General features: G+C 59.9%; 19 protein-coding genes. 6 read left to right on the top strand and 13 right to left on the bottom strand.

The window, feature by feature from the left end; genetic code table 11:
- Nucleotides 1–58: 58 nt before the first annotated feature.
- From FX982_RS15830 to FX982_RS15805, 6 genes are all read right to left on the bottom strand, one after another.
- Nucleotides 59–1,261 carry a type II toxin-antitoxin system HipA family toxin gene (locus tag FX982_RS15830; protein ID WP_172613072.1) on the bottom strand — a complete coding sequence of 401 codons (1,203 nt, stop codon included), beginning with the start codon at nucleotides 1,259–1,261 and terminating at the stop codon, nucleotides 59–61.
- 5 nt (nucleotides 1,262–1,266) lie between these two features.
- Nucleotides 1,267–1,518, bottom strand: coding sequence for a helix-turn-helix domain-containing protein (locus FX982_RS15825; RefSeq protein WP_122624154.1), 252 nt, complete (start codon nucleotides 1,516–1,518; stop codon nucleotides 1,267–1,269).
- A 126-nt stretch (nucleotides 1,519–1,644) separates the two neighbouring features.
- A complete protein-coding gene (speE, locus tag FX982_RS15820; protein WP_065989394.1) occupies nucleotides 1,645–2,505 on the bottom strand; it encodes a polyamine aminopropyltransferase in 861 nt (286 codons plus the stop codon).
- 199 nt (nucleotides 2,506–2,704) lie between these two features.
- Complete coding sequence (locus FX982_RS15815; protein WP_037009073.1) at nucleotides 2,705–2,896, bottom strand: PLDc N-terminal domain-containing protein; 192 nt, start codon at nucleotides 2,894–2,896, stop codon at nucleotides 2,705–2,707.
- Nucleotides 2,897–3,005: 109 nt separating this feature from the next.
- Nucleotides 3,006–3,530 (bottom strand): hypothetical protein, encoded by a 525-nt coding sequence (locus tag FX982_RS15810; protein ID WP_122624152.1) that lies wholly within the window; start codon nucleotides 3,528–3,530, stop codon nucleotides 3,006–3,008.
- 66 nt (nucleotides 3,531–3,596) lie between these two features.
- Nucleotides 3,597–4,133 carry an ankyrin repeat domain-containing protein gene (locus tag FX982_RS15805; RefSeq protein ID WP_163023067.1) on the bottom strand — a complete coding sequence of 179 codons (537 nt, stop codon included), beginning with the start codon at nucleotides 4,131–4,133 and terminating at the stop codon, nucleotides 3,597–3,599.
- 485 nt (nucleotides 4,134–4,618) lie between these two features.
- Here FX982_RS15805 and FX982_RS15800 point away from each other — a divergent pair, with 485 nt between their 5' ends.
- Nucleotides 4,619–4,897 (top strand): DUF3509 domain-containing protein, encoded by a 279-nt coding sequence (locus FX982_RS15800; RefSeq protein WP_074891912.1) that lies wholly within the window; start codon nucleotides 4,619–4,621, stop codon nucleotides 4,895–4,897.
- A gap of 155 nt (nucleotides 4,898–5,052) precedes the next feature.
- Here FX982_RS15800 and FX982_RS15795 read toward each other — a convergent pair whose 3' ends face one another.
- The 6 genes from FX982_RS15795 to aroC form a co-directional block, all read right to left on the bottom strand.
- Complete coding sequence (locus FX982_RS15795) at nucleotides 5,053–5,769, bottom strand: helix-turn-helix transcriptional regulator (RefSeq protein ID WP_172611560.1); 717 nt, start codon at nucleotides 5,767–5,769, stop codon at nucleotides 5,053–5,055.
- 320 nt (nucleotides 5,770–6,089) lie between these two features.
- Nucleotides 6,090–6,773 carry an acireductone synthase gene (gene mtnC, locus FX982_RS15790; protein WP_172611559.1) on the bottom strand — a complete coding sequence of 228 codons (684 nt, stop codon included), beginning with the start codon at nucleotides 6,771–6,773 and terminating at the stop codon, nucleotides 6,090–6,092.
- A gap of 5 nt (nucleotides 6,774–6,778) precedes the next feature.
- Entirely contained in the window at nucleotides 6,779–7,324 is a 546-nt protein-coding gene (locus FX982_RS15785) for a 1,2-dihydroxy-3-keto-5-methylthiopentene dioxygenase (protein ID WP_172611558.1), read from the bottom strand.
- Nucleotides 7,325–7,434: 110 nt separating this feature from the next.
- Entirely contained in the window at nucleotides 7,435–8,049 is a 615-nt protein-coding gene (locus FX982_RS15780; RefSeq protein ID WP_172611557.1) for a methylthioribulose 1-phosphate dehydratase, read from the bottom strand.
- On the bottom strand, nucleotides 8,046–9,200 hold the full coding sequence (locus FX982_RS15775) for an MFS transporter (protein ID WP_172613071.1): 1,155 nt from the start codon (nucleotides 9,198–9,200) through the stop codon (nucleotides 8,046–8,048). The genes FX982_RS15780 and FX982_RS15775 overlap by 4 nt, the downstream gene beginning before the upstream one ends.
- 31 nt (nucleotides 9,201–9,231) lie before the next feature.
- Nucleotides 9,232–10,323, bottom strand: a complete 1,092-nt coding sequence (gene aroC / locus FX982_RS15770; protein ID WP_172611556.1) for a chorismate synthase — start codon at nucleotides 10,321–10,323, stop codon at nucleotides 9,232–9,234.
- A gap of 127 nt (nucleotides 10,324–10,450) precedes the next feature.
- Here aroC and FX982_RS15765 point away from each other — a divergent pair, with 127 nt between their 5' ends.
- Both FX982_RS15765 and FX982_RS15760 read left to right on the top strand, forming a co-directional pair.
- A complete protein-coding gene (locus tag FX982_RS15765; RefSeq protein WP_172611555.1) occupies nucleotides 10,451–11,446 on the top strand; it encodes an alpha/beta hydrolase in 996 nt (331 codons plus the stop codon).
- Nucleotides 11,447–11,575: 129 nt separating this feature from the next.
- The gene (locus FX982_RS15760) at nucleotides 11,576–12,376 is read left to right on the top strand and encodes a hypothetical protein (protein ID WP_172611554.1); all 801 of its coding nucleotides are present in this window, start codon (nucleotides 11,576–11,578) and stop codon (nucleotides 12,374–12,376) included.
- A 146-nt stretch (nucleotides 12,377–12,522) separates the two neighbouring features.
- On the opposite strand, the gene prmB is transcribed toward FX982_RS15760, so the two are convergent.
- Nucleotides 12,523–13,431 carry a 50S ribosomal protein L3 N(5)-glutamine methyltransferase gene (gene prmB / locus FX982_RS15755; protein ID WP_172611553.1) on the bottom strand — a complete coding sequence of 303 codons (909 nt, stop codon included), beginning with the start codon at nucleotides 13,429–13,431 and terminating at the stop codon, nucleotides 12,523–12,525.
- Nucleotides 13,432–13,684: 253 nt separating this feature from the next.
- Between prmB and FX982_RS15750 the strand changes: the two genes are divergently transcribed.
- From FX982_RS15750 to FX982_RS15740, 3 genes are all read left to right on the top strand, one after another.
- Nucleotides 13,685–14,308 carry a cysteine hydrolase family protein gene (locus FX982_RS15750; RefSeq protein ID WP_122535153.1) on the top strand — a complete coding sequence of 208 codons (624 nt, stop codon included), beginning with the start codon at nucleotides 13,685–13,687 and terminating at the stop codon, nucleotides 14,306–14,308.
- Nucleotides 14,309–14,540: 232 nt separating this feature from the next.
- A complete protein-coding gene (locus FX982_RS15745; protein ID WP_122535152.1) occupies nucleotides 14,541–14,861 on the top strand; it encodes a hypothetical protein in 321 nt (106 codons plus the stop codon).
- 106 nt (nucleotides 14,862–14,967) lie between these two features.
- Nucleotides 14,968–15,528, top strand: coding sequence for a Smr/MutS family protein (locus FX982_RS15740; protein ID WP_172611552.1), 561 nt, complete (start codon nucleotides 14,968–14,970; stop codon nucleotides 15,526–15,528).
- The last annotated feature ends 129 nt before the right edge of the window (nucleotides 15,529–15,657 follow it).

Here is a 15,657-nt window from a genome sequence, read left to right as displayed (position 1 = left end):
GAAAATTCCGTTCATTAATGCCGCCTCTCATATTTTCTTACAAAGCCCTCAATGGCGCTCAAACCTTGAATGTCTGGGCATACCGCTCGACGGCGTGTTCGATGGCTTCGAAAACATGAGGTGCATGGGTGCTGAGCGAGGCGTTGTCCTGCAGCGACGCCTGCACTGCCGCGATCAGCCGCGCGATGCGCAGGTTCGGTTTGCGGATGTCACAGGTCGACGCCAGGGTCAGGATGCCTAGCCTTGAACCGAACAGGCTTTTCGAGCCATCCAGGCGCAGGGCAAGCGCGTCATCCTTTATATACGCGGTGGTATTGACGATGTCGTAGGCCGGGGCCAGTCGTGCGTCTGCCCCCAAAGGATCGCGGTACAGCACCCCGAAGTTCTTCAGGTGCGCATCGCCGTTGCCGACCATGCAACTGAGCGCAACGATGTCGAAGAACTGGTCCAGCGAATCACGCACCTGCTCCGGCGCGCAAAACAGGCGAATGGCCTTGGCGATGTTTTCGTAGCTCGAATCGTATTTCTGTTCCGTGCCCAGGCCCATCAGCACGGCCATGTCCTCGAAGCCGATGGCGCGTTGCTCAGCGTCCCGATCAAAACGGCGCATCACGAACAGCTGGCGATTATCCGACAGATAAAATTCCGGTACCGGTATGCCGGCTCTGCGCGCAGCGTCCATGCACACGTACTCATTGACGGCCAGCCCTGGGAAGTCCGCCCTCCCCGACTTGACGATCAATTCGGGCATCAACAGCGTGGCTTTCGGGTCCGTGACAAAGTCCGAGTCGGGCACGATGACCTTGGGCTGAACGCCTGAAATCCCCGTGCGCAAAATGTACTGATCGACCAGTTCGGCAAACAGATCCTGCGTCCCGTCCCAGCTGAGTATCTGGCCCAGGCTTTTGCCTGCGACCGGGCCCGCACCACCCAGCAAGTCGTCGATCATGGGCGAAGCCACGGCCACGCGGCCGACCGGCGAACCGCTGCCGGTCAATGCCATCAGCAGCATGGGATTGATGGGTGTGGTTTTGGCGAGGCGATTGCGCAACTGTTCCAGCACGAAGCCTTCGGGCAGGTTCATCTGGAAAACCGGGTGCAGGCTGCGCGATACGTAGGCCGCATCGCGCACGCCCATGGTCAGGCTGATCTGCGCCGCCGGACTCGCGTCCAGGCCGTAGCGAAACAGGTAGTCGCCTGACTCCGCTGCCGACAGCTCACCGCTCTCACCCTCCGGGGTAAAAATGCGTACGCGATCCAGCGGTTTCACTGGAACACCTCGCGCAGCTCTTCAAAGGTCGGGCGTCGGGCGGAGACGACTTTTATCTCGGCATTCAACGCGGCCAGGACCTTGGCGTAGAAATTCACCGCCACGGTCGGGCTGCCTTTTTCAACTTCGGCGAGCTTTTGCCGAGTCATGCCCGACTGGTAGGCCAGCTGAACCTGAGTAAGGCCGCGGGATTTGCGCATTTCCTCGATCTGACGGCCCAGACGTTCGAGCAATAACGTCGCGTCCATTTGTCACGCCTGCATAACATTCAAGAATGAATGGAAGGTATACGTGACATGAGTGACGAGCAAGTAAAAGTTACGCAAACCTGACATTGAGGCGGGGATGTCAGGTTTACGTAACACCAGCAGCCGTCAGGCGTTGCTAGGTTTGCTGATCGCCTGAAGCACATACTGCGGCAATGCGAAGGCCCCGATGTGGACCTCAGGGTTGTAGTAACGGGTGACGATGCCGCTGCCGGCGAATCGCTGATGCAAGGTATCCAGTGAAATCTTGCGATGCTGGGAATCCGTCGAGCCCCAGGCGAACGTCATTGCGCCGCCAATATAGGTGGGCACCGCTGCCTGATAGAAATGCCAGTCGGCAAACAGGCCATTCATACGCCCTGCCGTGGTCTGCACTTCGCTCAGCTGCATGAACGGCGTGCCATTCTGCGTGACCAGAATGCCGCCTTCGTTGAGGCAGCGATGGCAGGCTTGATAGAAGTTCTCCGAGAACAGCACTTCGCCCGGCCCGATCGGGTCAGTCGAATCGGAAATGATGACGTCGAATTTTTCCTCGGTGTTGGCGACAAAGCGCATGCCGTCGTCGATCACCAGGTTCAGACGCGAATCATCGAAAGCGCCTTTGGAGTGATTCGGCAGGTATTCCTTGCACATCTCGACCACGGTGCCGTCGATCTCGACCATGGTGATGTGCTCGACCGTCGCGTGCTTGGCGACTTCGCGCAGCATGCCGCCATCGCCACCGCCGATGATCAGGACGCGTTTGGCGCGGCCGTGGGCCAGGATCGGTACGTGGGTGAGCATCTCGTGATAGATGAACTCGTCGGCTTCAGTGGTCTGAATCACGCCGTCCAGCGCCATGACGCGGCCCATGCGCGGGTTCTGGAAAATCACCAGATGCTGATGCTCGGTGCGCACTTCATGCAGCATTTTTTCCATGCGAAAGCGCTGACCGTAGCCTTCGTACAACGTTTCTTGATAATCGCTCATGGAGGGAGTCCCCGATAACTACTGATGACAGGACGGCAGGCCGCCCACAAGAAGGCGCGCATTCTACGTCGCGGAGCATGACAGGTCGAATGTCGTGGTGGCGCGAGGGTGATCCGCCCAGACAAAAACGCCCGACTGGCCAGGCCAGTCGGGCGTCATGTGTTCTGAAGCCTAGCTGCGCTTCTAGAGATGCATGTTACTAGATACGCACGTTGCCACGCGGGCCGGCGATTGCCCAGATAATCAGGCCCAGCACTGGCAGGATGACAATCAGCAAAATCCAGAGAATTTTCTTCCCGGTTTCCGCGCCGCTTTTCAGCACGTTGATGATGGCCCAGATATCCAGCGCCAGAATAATGAGGCCAATCAGACCGTTGAAGGTAGAACCCATGGTGTTGCTCCTTATTGAAGGCTTGCCCACTTGAGAGTGGTGGCCTGCAATGAGGGTTCCGTGGGTTGGCAGGGATATTTAGCGGCGCAGCAAAGGCCGCTGGCGAAGATCAAATCTGCGCCTTGAGCGCCTCCAGCGCAGGCTCTATCAATATCCCGAGCTCGACGCCAAGGGCCATGACCCGCTCAACGTCGGTGCCGTAGACCAGCACTGTTTGCAACACATGGTCCAGAGGCTCGCTGATGTCCATCAGCACATAACCGCCCATGTCCTTGTTCATGCTGGAAAGCTGCACCTGAATGCGGTTCAACGCCACCAGCGGCTCGGCCTTGACCAGTTGCTTGGGCTTGATATTGAACGGAACGTTCGGGCCGAACGACGCCATGATCTCGGTGAGCAGGTCAGGATAGGTATCGGCCTGAAGCAAGACGGTGTCGGGGAGGCTGCCGATGACAACCCACTCTCCCAGCGGGATCGGGAACGTGTCGTCAAAATTGATATCGGGATTGGCGGTCAGGAATGCATCGGGGTCGGCGTAAGCCTGGGCGGCCTCGTCGGCGATTTTTCCGATTTCTTCATCGCTCATGCAGCCGGAGCTGATCTTGCTGATGAATTCGATGAGTGAAGCGTTCATGGCAGATCGTCCGAGGGCAGGAAACAGGCGCGCAGGATAGCTGGAAATGCTGCGCGCCTCTATCGCTTACGCCCCCAGACGGGTGAGCTGCTCGGCGGTCTCGGTCGCGCCCATCGTTTGCGCGGCCATCAAGGGAGTAACGCCCTTGGCATCCTGAATGTGAGGATTGGCACCCTTTGAGATCAGGTAGTCGACGATGGCCGTACGGTTGAACATCGCCGCCATCATCAATGCTGTCCGACCATCGGCCGATGCGCCTTCGACATCTGCGCCGCCTTCGACAAGGATCTTCACGGTTTCCAGATCGCCCTTGAAAGCAGCCCCTGCGATCGGGCTCTGACCGTTGTCATTGCGCAACTCGGGGTCAGCCTTGTGCTTGAGCAGTACACGCACGGCGTCTTGATGACCGTGATAGCTGGCCAGCATCAACAGCGTGTCGCCTTTGTGATTACGAAGGTTGGGGGTCAAGCCGTTTTCCAGCAGCCGGTCGAGCATCGGGGCGTCGCCGGCACGGGCCCGGTCGAATACCTGCTCGGCAAACTCCAGTGCTTCTTCGTCTGTCATGCGCGTGGCAGAACCGGGCGTGTTGGGGGCTTCAGACATTACATAACTCCAGTAGCGCAAGGCATTGCGCGGGATCAATCAACGGGTGCGGCGATCTAAGGCCAGGCACTCTAGGAGCCCTGGACAAAGCGTCTAGTTCCACTGATGGCGCCACCGCACAATGGGCATCCACAATGTCAGCTTCAGTTTCGGGCGCCCAGTCAGCGGTTTCAATCAGACCGATAGGGGCGGCCAACGGTGTGCTGCGAAAATTTCAGCAACGTAGTGAAATAAATCCGGGATACCGCTGTCTCAGTTATGTCCGCAATGGGCAAGCGCTCCCCTCGCCACACCCATCCCCTACTCCCCACTCCGGTAAATTGCAGGATGCACGAGCGGCATTCATGCATATTGCACGAGGCAATATTTTTCAGAAATCTGTAAACCGTTGATTTAATTGATATTTATTTAAGCTCAAAAGCTGGCACAGTCACTGCACTAGTCATTCCAAGCTTGTTATCCCATGAGCAATGGAGCCTCTAGACATGACTTTCATCCAAGAAAAATTCGCATCCGTATTTTCCGATTTCGAAGTCACCACCCAGCCGCGTCCGGACGGTGGCGTTCTGTTGACTCTGCGCAACGAAGAAGGCACCAACATCCGCCGCTGCGTGTCCTACGCTCAACTGCACACCCCCGTGCAGCTGGAATGGGTGATCAGCGCGATTCGTCGCGACCTGGCCGCTCAAGCCAGTGAGCTGCCCGCTATCTCGATGTTGCAAAGCCAGCACCGCTTTGACTTGCCTACTTATCACACCCGATAAGTAGTACGCCGCAACCTAGCGTTCCGGCAGCAACACGTTTCACTCTCATCGAAGCATCCCTTGTAGATTCCCGCGATAGTTGATGCTATCGCGGTTTTTTTTTAGGCTTTTTCTGCCAGGCTTACCTCAAGCGCTGGCGGATACCGAGTCAGGTGCTACTGAATGATCCCCCGACACAACGCCTCGCCCACCGCCTGAGCGCGGTTGGTTACCCCGAGCTTGGCGTAGATGCTCTTGAAGTGATGCTTGACGGTTGCCTCCGAGACTTCTTTTATCAGTCCGATCTCCCACGCCGTCTTGCCTTCCCGCGCCCATTTGAGAATCTCCAGCTCTTTTGGAGACAGCGCCCGCGTCTGCAACTGACGCCCCTTCCCTGCCACATGAAGCATCGGCACCAGACTTGTCAGCAGATAGCGATCGTTGTGGGACAGCGGGCGCTCCATGCCGTTGAGCGTGCAGATGGTGATGACGCCCTGATTGGCTCGGGTCTGGCTGCTGTAGCCGTAGGAAAACGCTGGTAAAAGATCGCAGTCCTCCACCGCCGCCATATAGGCCGCAGAGGGCGGGTACGTCTTGAACGCCTCTTCCCAATTCAGAAAGCCCATGGTGTGACGGTAGCAGCGGATGACCGGGTCTTCGATCATCAGGCGTCCCTGGCAATAAAGATCCTTCCAGTAACTGTCGACGTTCGACGTGATACAGCTCAGCAGCACGCCATTGCGATACTGATAAAGCATGGCCCGCTCGCTGCGACATTCGGCCCGCAGCCAGTCAAGCGCGTTGGCGATGGCCGCATCGCCATCCTGTTCAGTGATGCTGCTGACCATTTGTTGGATCAACGGACTCAGCGTCCCTGTCTGCACGTTTTTCATTTCCCCTCCCGTATAAACAACTAAATGCGCGGCCCTGATGCCCCTTGGATTTTTTATGCATGGCAGCTCGAAAACAGCGCCAGGTACTGTCGTCAGCACGACCGCACGCGGCGCATTCAAAAGCTGTCAGGGTCCGACAGGCGAAGGGTTACACAGTCGAGATGGGTTAAACACAGCGTCGAAAACAAACAGGCATGCCTGACCGTGAAACAAGCAACTTCCCACAAAAGAACAAAAACCTACTTACAGTTTTCCGCATTTAGAAACAAAAACGGCCAATGTCAAAGACATCAGCCGTCATTTGCAGTACGCCCGAAACGTCAGAAAACGCTGGGCTCGATCGACGCAAAACTGCTGACGGTGAGGTGGCCGCTCAGCTTTCCACCGTCGCGCGCTACCCCGCAGGTGGCCATGCCAGCCAGTTGCGCCGCATCGAGCTCTTCGACGATATCGGACAGGAACAGAACGGACTGCGCCGGGAGGCCGATACTCGATGCAATTGATCGATAGGACGCCTCCTCGCGCTTGGGCCCGGAGGTGGTGTCGAAGAAGCCGCTGAACAGCTCGGACAGATCGCCCGCCTCCGAGCAACCAAAAATCAGCTTCTGCGCCTGGATCGAGCCCGACGAGTAGACGTAAAGCGCGTACCCCGCTTGATGCCAGCGTTTCAACGCTTCAACCGCATCCGGGTAAACGTGCCCCTTGAGTTGCCCGGCCTGGTAACCCTGCTGCCAGACCATGCCTTGCAACGCCTTGAGCGGTGTGGCTTTGCGATCTTCGGCGATCCATTGCAGCAGGATCTCGACCACGCGATCAACACTCGCGTCAGGTTCGCCGCTGTCGTGACGCACGGCCTGCAGCTGGGCGGCGACGTCGGGTTCGTCGGCATGCGCGCGAACGAACTCGGGCAAATGCTGTTTGGCATACGGAAAGAGCACGTCGAAGACGAAGCTCACCGCGCTGGTGGTGCCTTCGATGTCGGTCAGGATCGCTTTGATGGTCATGTTGATCAGTCTTCCAGACGCGGGAACTGGCTGGCGATGCTTTCGCCGGTGAACTTGGCGACCCAGCCTTCCGGGTTGTTGAACAGGCGAATGGCGACGAAGTGCGGATTCTCGCCCATGTCGAACCAGTGTCGGGTGCCGGCCGGCACTGAAATCAGGTCGTTTTTCTCGCACAGCACGGCGTAAACGTAATCGTCGATATGCAACGTAAACAGCCCACGGCCGGCGACGAAGAAACGCACTTCATCTTCGCCATGCTGGTGCTCGTCAAGGAACTTGGCGCGCAGCTCGGCTTTTTGCGGGTGATCGCTGTTGAGGCTGATCACATCGACGGTCACGTAACCGCGCTCGGTCATCAGCCGGTCGATCTGGGTACGGTAGGCAGCGATCACTTCCTCCTGACTGGCGCCGGGGGTGATCGGCGTCGCCGCCTGCCAGCGGTCGAACCCAACGCCATGCTCGGCCAGGGTCGAGGCGATGTCTTCCAGATGGGTCAGGACCTTGTTGGGCAGCTCGGGGGATGACACGTGGTAAACGGACAGACTGCTCATTTCGGGGCTTCCTCGGTTCAGTCCGCGTCTGCCGGCTCTGGGGCCGATCCGACGCGTTGATTCAGGCATTGGGGAACGCTGGGTGCATTGATCGGTGCGTAGAACAGGGATCAGCGGTTGAGGACGGACAGCGTCTTGAGCTCGCATTCGAACAGGAATTCGAAGGCTTCGATCTGGCGCAAGGCGTCGCTCATCTTCGCGCCCCAGGTGTACAAACCATGACCGCGAATCAGGTAGCCGGCGCAGTCAGGATGTTGATCCAGCCAGGGCTGAACCTTGGCGGCGAGCCGGGCGATGTCCTGATCGTTGTCGAAAATCGGCACCACCACTTTTGATTCGTGGGTGGAAACTCCGCTGAAGGCCTTCTGCAGCTCGTAGTCCTCGAACACCAGATGATCACCGGCAGTGAGCCGGGACAGGACGGTGGCGTTGACCGAATGGGTGTGCAGCACAGCGCCCACCCCCGGCTTGCAGCTATAAAGCTGTGTGTGCAGCAGGGTTTCAGCCGACGGCTTTTTGCCCGGTTCCAGGCTGTTGCCGGCCAGGTCGGTGGCCAGCACGTCGTCGATGCCCAACTGACCCTTGTGCTTGCCGGAGACGGTCAGCAGCGCTTCGGTCGGCGACAGGCGCACGGAATAATTGCTGCTGGTGGCGGGCGACCAGCCCCGGGCGTACAGAAACTGCCCCGCTTCGATGATTTCCCGAGCCAGTGCTTCGCGACTCATACGCGCTCCTCTTTCATACATGTGGCGGTCAGAACAGCAGCGGCCACGGCCGCCAGACTCGCAATGGCAAAGGTCCAACTGGCGCCCAGCGCGTTCCAGCTGTACCCGGCATACAAAGCGCCCATTGCCCCGCCGGTGCCGGAAAGGGCGGCGTACAACGCCTGACCCTGCCCCTGCTGGCGCGGGCCGAAGCTGCGTTGCACGAAATGCACGGCCGAGGCATGGAAACTGCCGAACGTGGCCGCGTGCATCAGTTGGGCAACGATCAGAATCGCCAGATGATCGGCCAGATTACCCAGCAAAAGCCAGCGCAAGGCGGCGATCACGAAACTGGTCATCAGCACCTGCCGGACGCTGAACCGTTGCAACACACGGCTCATCAGCATGAACATCAACACCTCGGCGATCACCCCCAGCGCCCACAGCAGGCCAATCATGCCGCGGGTGTAACCGAGGTGTTCCAGGTGCAGCGTGAGAAAGGTGTTATACGGCCCGTGGCTCAGCTGTATCAACGCGACGCTGACATAAAACGCCAGCACCCCCGGCCTGATCAGTTGCCTGAGAAACCCGTCGCCCGCGACCCGAACGCCAGAGGCAACCGGCTGAGCATTCGGCACCCACCAACTGCTGGCGACAATGCCGATCAGAATAACCAGCAGCAATTGCGGGTAGTCATCCAGGCTGAACCACTCCAGCATCCGGCCCAGCACGACCACCGAGAGGATGAAACCAATCGATCCCCACAGCCGGATCTGGCTGTAGCGTGAAGTCTGGCCCTGCAAATGCGTCAGCGTGATGACTTCAAACTGCGGCAGCACCGCGTGCCAGAAAAACGCATAGAGCGCCATGACCATCGCCACCCAGGCGTAGGACGTGTCGACGAGAATCAGGCTGAAACAGGCCAGTCCGCAGAGGGCGCCAAAACGCACGATGGCCAGACGTCGGCCGGTGTAATCGCCGAGCCAGCCCCAGACGTTGGGTGCGACGCAGCGCATCAGCATCGGGATCGCGACCAGTTCGCCGATACGCGCGGCGGAAAAACCCAGATGGCTGAAATACAGCGCCATGTAAGGCGCCGTGGCCCCAAGCAGGGCGAAATAAAAGAGGTAGAAGCTGGCGAGCCGCCAGTAAGGAAGCGCCGCCACGCTCAGATGACCGCGGCAGCAGCGCCCGGCTCAGGCATTACAGCTGACCCAGAATCGGCGTCGTGACACGCACGTCGCTGTTTTGCCCGCGATGGCGCAGCAGGTGGTCAACCAGCACGATCGCCATCATTGCCTCGGCAATCGGCGTGGCGCGGATACCGACGCACGGGTCGTGGCGGCCCTTGGTGATGACTTCGACGGAGTTGCCGTCGACGTCGATCGAGTGCCCCGGCGTGGTGATGCTGGAGGTCGCTTTCAGGGCCAGGTGCGCAACGATCGGCTGCCCGGACGAAATCCCGCCGAGGATGCCGCCCGCGTTGTTCGATAGAAAGCCTTCGGGGCTCATTTCGTCGCGATGCTCGGTGCCGCGCTGGGCAACGCAGGCAAAGCCGGCGCCGATCTCGACGCCCTTAACCGCGTTGATGCTCATCAGCGCGTGGGCCAGTTCGGCATCGAGACGGTCGAAAATCGGCTCGCCCAGGCCCGGCATCACGCCTTCGGCCACGACGGTGATTCTCGCACCCACCGAGTCCTGGTCGCGACGCAGCTGGTCCATGTAGGCTTCCAGCTCCGGCACCTTGCTCGGGTCGGGACTGAAGAAGGCGTTGTCTTCCACCGAATCCCAGGTCTTGAAGGGGATTTCGATAGGGCCGAGCTGGCTCATGTAGCCGCGGACGGTAATGCCCTGGGTGGCGAGAAACTTCTTGGCGATGGCCCCGGCGGCGACGCGCATGGCGGTCTCCCGCGCAGAGCTGCGGCCGCCGCCACGGTAATCGCGAATGCCGTATTTGTGGTGGTAGGTGTAATCGGCGTGGGCGGGCCGGAACAGGTCCTTGATCGCCGAATAGTCCTTGGACTTCTGATCGGTGTTGCGGATCAGCAAGCCGATGGACGCACCGGTGGTCTTGCCTTCGAAGACGCCGGAGAGAATCTCGACCTCGTCGGGCTCCTGACGCTGGGTGGTATGACGGCTGGTCCCCGGCTTGCGTCGGTCGAGGTCACGCTGCAGGTCTTCCAGCGACAGCTCGATGCCGGGCGGGCAGCCGTCAACGATGGCAACCAGCGCCGGACCGTGGCTTTCGCCGGCAGTGGTGACAGTGAACAGCTTGCCGTAGGTATTGCCGGACATGCGGGAGGCTCCGAGGACGTTCAAAAACTCAAGCGCGCCAGTATACGCAGGCTTATGGCGCAGTTCATCCTCGAACCTTATTCATTTGCCCGCGTCCAATTGACACTTTATTGATGACGGTCCTGCAATGCTAAGCGCCTTACCCCTGATTCGCGGCTTCTGGCCGCTGCGAGCGATCATCTTGAGCCTGACCCTGCTGTCATCCATCGCCCACGCCGGCACGCCCGTCGTGCTGCAGCGCCCCATCAGCCTGGACACCGGCAGCGGCGAGCTATTCGGCACGCTGCTGCTGCCCAAATCCGCGAAACCGGTGCCGGTGGTGTTGATCATCGCCGGATCAGGGCCGACCGACCGTGACGGCAACAACTCCGACGGCGGACGCAATGACAGCATGAAGCGTCTCGCCCTGATCCTTGCCAAGCACAACATCGCCAGCGTGCGTTACGACAAGCGCGGGGTAGCGGCCAGTCGCCCTGCCACCCCGGACGAGCGCGATCTGAGCATCGAGAAGTACGTCGACGACGCGGTCGCCTGGGCCGCCAAACTCAAGACTGACTCGCGCTTGGGGCCATTGATTCTGATGGGTCACAGCGAGGGCGCACTGGTTGCCACCCTGGCAGCAGAACGTGCGGGCGCCGTGGCGTTGATCTCCGTGGCGGGCACCGGTCGCCCGGTGGATCAAGTGGTCCGCGAGCAACTGCAGGATCGACTCCCTCCCCCCCTGCTGGAACGCAGCGAACAACTGATCGAAGAGATCAAAGCCGGCAAGACCGACAACGACGTGCCCGAGCCCCTTCAAGTGGTGTTCCGCCCCAGCGTGCAGCCTTATCTGATTTCACTGTTCCGGCAGAATCCGACGGCGGCGTTCGGGCAATTGAAAATCCCGACCCTGATCATTCAGGGGCGCAACGACATGCAGGTCGGGGTGGGCGACGCCGAATTGCTGCACAAGGCCAAGCCCGACTCGCAACTGGCGATTATCGACGGCATGAACCATGTGCTGCGTATCGTGCCCATGGACATCAAGCGTCAGTTGGCGTCCTACAAGGATCCGCAGTTGCCGTTGGCCAGTGAAGTGACTGACCGCATCCTGAAATTCCTCGACTCGATCCCGGCCGCCTGAGGCCGGTTTCCTTCCGCGCGCGAGTCGACCCACGATCCCTTCAGCTTCGTCACAAACGGCCGATAGCAGTCTGCTGGCATCGTGTGCCGGTGCCATGTGCCAGGCAATGTCGATAACAGGATCGCCGTGATGACAGAAGCAACCATGCAAACCGACGCGGTCGAGCCGACCGATGCCCAAGAAGGCGAAGTCGCCGCGCCTGTCTTGTGGGAAGAAGTACACGCCGAGCACTTCTCGATGCTGCGTCTGGCGCCGCTCCCAACCGATCGCGCAACCGGCGCACGCCCGCTACGCTTCGTCGAGTTCGGCAAGGCCGAGCGCCACAGCAAGGAATTCAGCCTGCTGCGCATGAGCTACCAATTGCCGGGGCAGAAGACCCGCAAAGAACAGAATTGTCTGGATATCTGGGTGGATCACGCCAATCGCAGCGTTCGCGTGGGCCCGGCGTCCGGCCTGCAGATCGATCCATGGAACCGTGGCCTGGGCCGCTTCATGCTGGCTCAAGGCATTGCCTGGGCGCAAAAACGATGCGCCGAGTACAAGATTGAAGGTGTCGCGCTGGCGAACAAGGATGCACTCAACGAAGACACGCGCCTGCGTCGCGATCACTTCCTCAAGACCCAGGGTTTCGAAGTCGCCTACGCCGATGCCCAGCACCTGAAAGGCACCCTCAAGGACGCCAAGGTCGGCAACCTCAATAACACCTGGAATGCCGACAAAATCCAGATCGTGCAGATCCTCGACGCCGCGCAGATGCTGCAACAGGCCGAACAGCGAATTCAGGAACAGGACGTCACGATCAAGAAGTCCGAAGACAAGGTCAGCAAATACCGCCGGGACGACAGCGGCTTGCGCTTCACCATCGCCTGCCTGGTCACGTTTGCCGTGTTTCAGGCCGGCCTGCTGATCTGGATTGCGACGCATCGGTGACCCGGCTTTAAGACGGGAAAGGCCTGTGTGCTCGCCATCAGATTTGCTGTGTGAATACCGACGCCTTCCCGGCTGAAGCCGGTCCTACAATTCCGCGCGGTGAGTAGGACCGGCTTCAGCCGGGAACAGGCCCGCCGACTGCCTGACTAGATCCGCGCTGCAAACAGATCCTGATGATTGCGGCACTGCTCTGCCGTCAGCATGAACACGCCGTGGCCGCCACGCTCGAATTCCAGCCAGGCGAAATCCACTTCCGGGTACAGCGCTTCGACGTGAACCTGGCTATTGCCGACTTCCACGATCAACAAGCCCTTCTCGTTCAGATGGTCCGCCGCCTGGGCCAGCATGCGCCGCACCAGATTCAAGCCGTCTTCACCGCAGGCCAGCGCCAGCTCGGGCTCGTGCTGGTATTCGTCGGGCATGTCGGCGAAATCTTCGGCATCGACGTACGGCGGGTTGGACACGATCAGGTCAAAACGCTGACCCGGCAAGCCGTCGAACCCATCGCCCTGCACCGTGTAAACGCGCTGATCCACGCCATGGCGCTCGATGTTCTGATTCGCCACCTCCAACGCTTCGAACGACAGGTCGGCCAACACGACTTCAGCGTCGGGGAACACGTCGGCGCAGGCGATGCCAATGCAACCGGAACCGGTGCAGAGATCGAGGATCCGCGCAGGATCATCAGCCAGCCAGGGTGCGAAACGCTGCTCGATCAGTTCACCGATGGGCGAGCGCGGAATCAGCACGCGTTCGTCGACGATGAATGACATCCCGCAGAACCACGCCTCACCCAGCAGATACGCCGTCGGCACGCGCTCCTCGATGCGTCGCTTGATCAGGTGCTGAACCGCCACCAGCTCTTCCTCTTCGAGGTTGCAGTCCAGATAGCTGTCGGCAATTTCCCACGGCAGATGCAGGGCGCCGAGCACCAATTGGCGAGCTTCGTCCCACGCATTGTCGGTGCCATGGCCGAAGAACAGGTCTTCCCCGTGGAAACGGCTGACAGCCCAACGGATATGATCGCGCAGGGTGCGCAGGCGGGAAGTGATCACGGCAGACTCCTTGAAAAAACGACGGGCGATTCTATCAGCCCTCCACGCAACAAACGATCCCGCACCGGGCGCGGCGGCCACGCGCAAAATTTTCCTCAGTCTTTGCCTCGTTTTGCAGGCACTATGACAGCAACCGCGACCTGCTCGACGGCTTGAAGCCCGGCAAAAAAGCGAGGCCTGTGAGCATGGCGATTCACAGAATCGCTCTGCCAGTGGACAATGTGGCAAAAGCCCCACTCGAAGGAGCCCCCCGATGTCTGTTCCAAACACTGGTCCGAAGACCATGTTTCAACTCAGTGGCCGCGAATACGCGGCGGCCACCTTGAGTAATGCCACACTGATCATCATCGATGCGCAGAAGGAATACCTCAGCGGCCCCCTCGCCCTGACCGGTGTTCAGGACGCCATCAATAACATCGTCAAACTGGTCGCCGCAGCCCGTGCAGCGAAGTCGCCGATCATTCACGTCCGTCATTTGGGCACCGTCGGCGGCATGTTCGATCCTCAGGGCGAGCGCGGGCAGTTCGTCCCCGAATTGCAGCCGCAGGGCGATGAAATCATCATTGAAAAACGCCTGCCCAATGCGCTGAATGGCACCGTTTCCACCGACGACCGCACCACCCTGCACAGCCTGCTGGAAAGCCGCGGCCGGCTGGATCTGGTGGTGTGCGGTTTCATGAGCCATTCCAGCGTCAGCACCACTGTGCGCGCGGCCAAGGATTACGGGTTTCGCTGCACGCTGGTTGAAGACGCCTGCGCCACCCGCGACCTGCCGACCCCAAGCGGCGTCATCAAGGCCGAGCTGGTGCAGCAGGCGGAGATGGCAATCATGAACGACAATTTCGCCAAACTGGCGCTCACCAAAGACCTGATCTGATTCCTCCCTCGACAGGAGCTGTTGCGACCGAGCTGACTGTGTGTGCCCTCGCACCGATCATTTTCCGGCAGTTCCTGTAGAAAAGGCGTACAAATGCAGTCGTCAGGCGGGGTTAACCCGTTCACCAGACCGCCTATCCGTAATCTACCCGTGATGCCCCTGAAACCTGGCCAGGCGGGAACCACCCCACCCTGTGCTGGTCAGAGCGCCGATACCCATAGAGGAAATCGGAATGAAAATATCCGATGGTTTTGATGCCCGTCGCCTGCGCTCCAAGGGCCAGGGTAGCTGGCGGATGCGCATTATTGCTGCGATTTCGGCCGTCCTGGCCACCGCTGGCGTGCTGCTGGCAATGGCCGGTGTCGCCAGCCTGATCGGCAACCCTGTCGCACTGGGCGAACTCAATGCCAGTCCGGCGGGCGCCGTGGTCACGGTCATCGTCGGTTTGCTGATGCTGTACGTAGGCATCTGGTTCTGGCGCCGCAGTCGTCGTCGCCGTCGTCGTGCCGGCGAGCTGAACATGTCTCCCCACCTGATGAAGAAACACGACTGACCTTCGCGTCATCCGCTGCCGTTTAATCCCCGATAGTCTTAATCGTCGATAGTCGCGCCGATTCCGGCGTGACGCGGTTAAACTGGCCCCCTTCGCGGAGACCACCATGCAAGACGACGATTTTTCCCTGTTCAGAAGTGAGATTCGCGGCGTAAAGCCGATCAAGACTGAACATGCGGACGTAGGAAAACCCAAAACCGACCGTAAGAACCTGGCCAAGCTGCGTCAGGCGGCCACCGTGCGCTCCGATGCGACGATTACCGTTGATGGTTTGTCAGACCAGTTCGTGATCGACGTCGGCCCTGAAGACACGCTGTACTGGGCGCGTGACGGGGTGCAGGAAGGCCAGATGCGCAAGCTCAAGCTTGGGCAGATCAGCTTCGAAGGCAGCCTGGACCTGCATGGCATGAGCGTCGAAATGGCACGCGAGACGATGTGGGAGTTTCTGGCGGAGGCGGCCAAGCTGGAAGTACGTTGCGTGCGTATCACCCACGGCAAGGCGATGCGGCTGGATGGCAAGCGGCCGATGATCAAGAGCCACGTCAACACATGGCTGCGTCAGCATCAGCAGGTTCTGGGGTTTGCGTCGTGCATTGCCAAGCATGGCGGGGCCGGCGCGGTGTACGTCATCCTCAAGCGGACCATGATGGAAGGGCGTGACGAGTAAGGCAGGCCTTGCTGTTGTGCTCAGGTTGCCGCGGGTGGTTTGCCTGAGCGGATTATTCCTGTGGGAGCCGGCTTGCTGGCGAACGCGTTGAATCAGAAACGCAAATATCGACTGACCCCACGCGTTCGC

The organism is Pseudomonas graminis (assembly GCF_013201545.1).
GTDB lineage: Bacteria > Pseudomonadota > Gammaproteobacteria > Pseudomonadales > Pseudomonadaceae > Aquipseudomonas.
The sequence above is the reverse complement of the archived record's forward strand: the minus strand, read 5'-3'. Positions and strand labels throughout refer to the sequence as shown.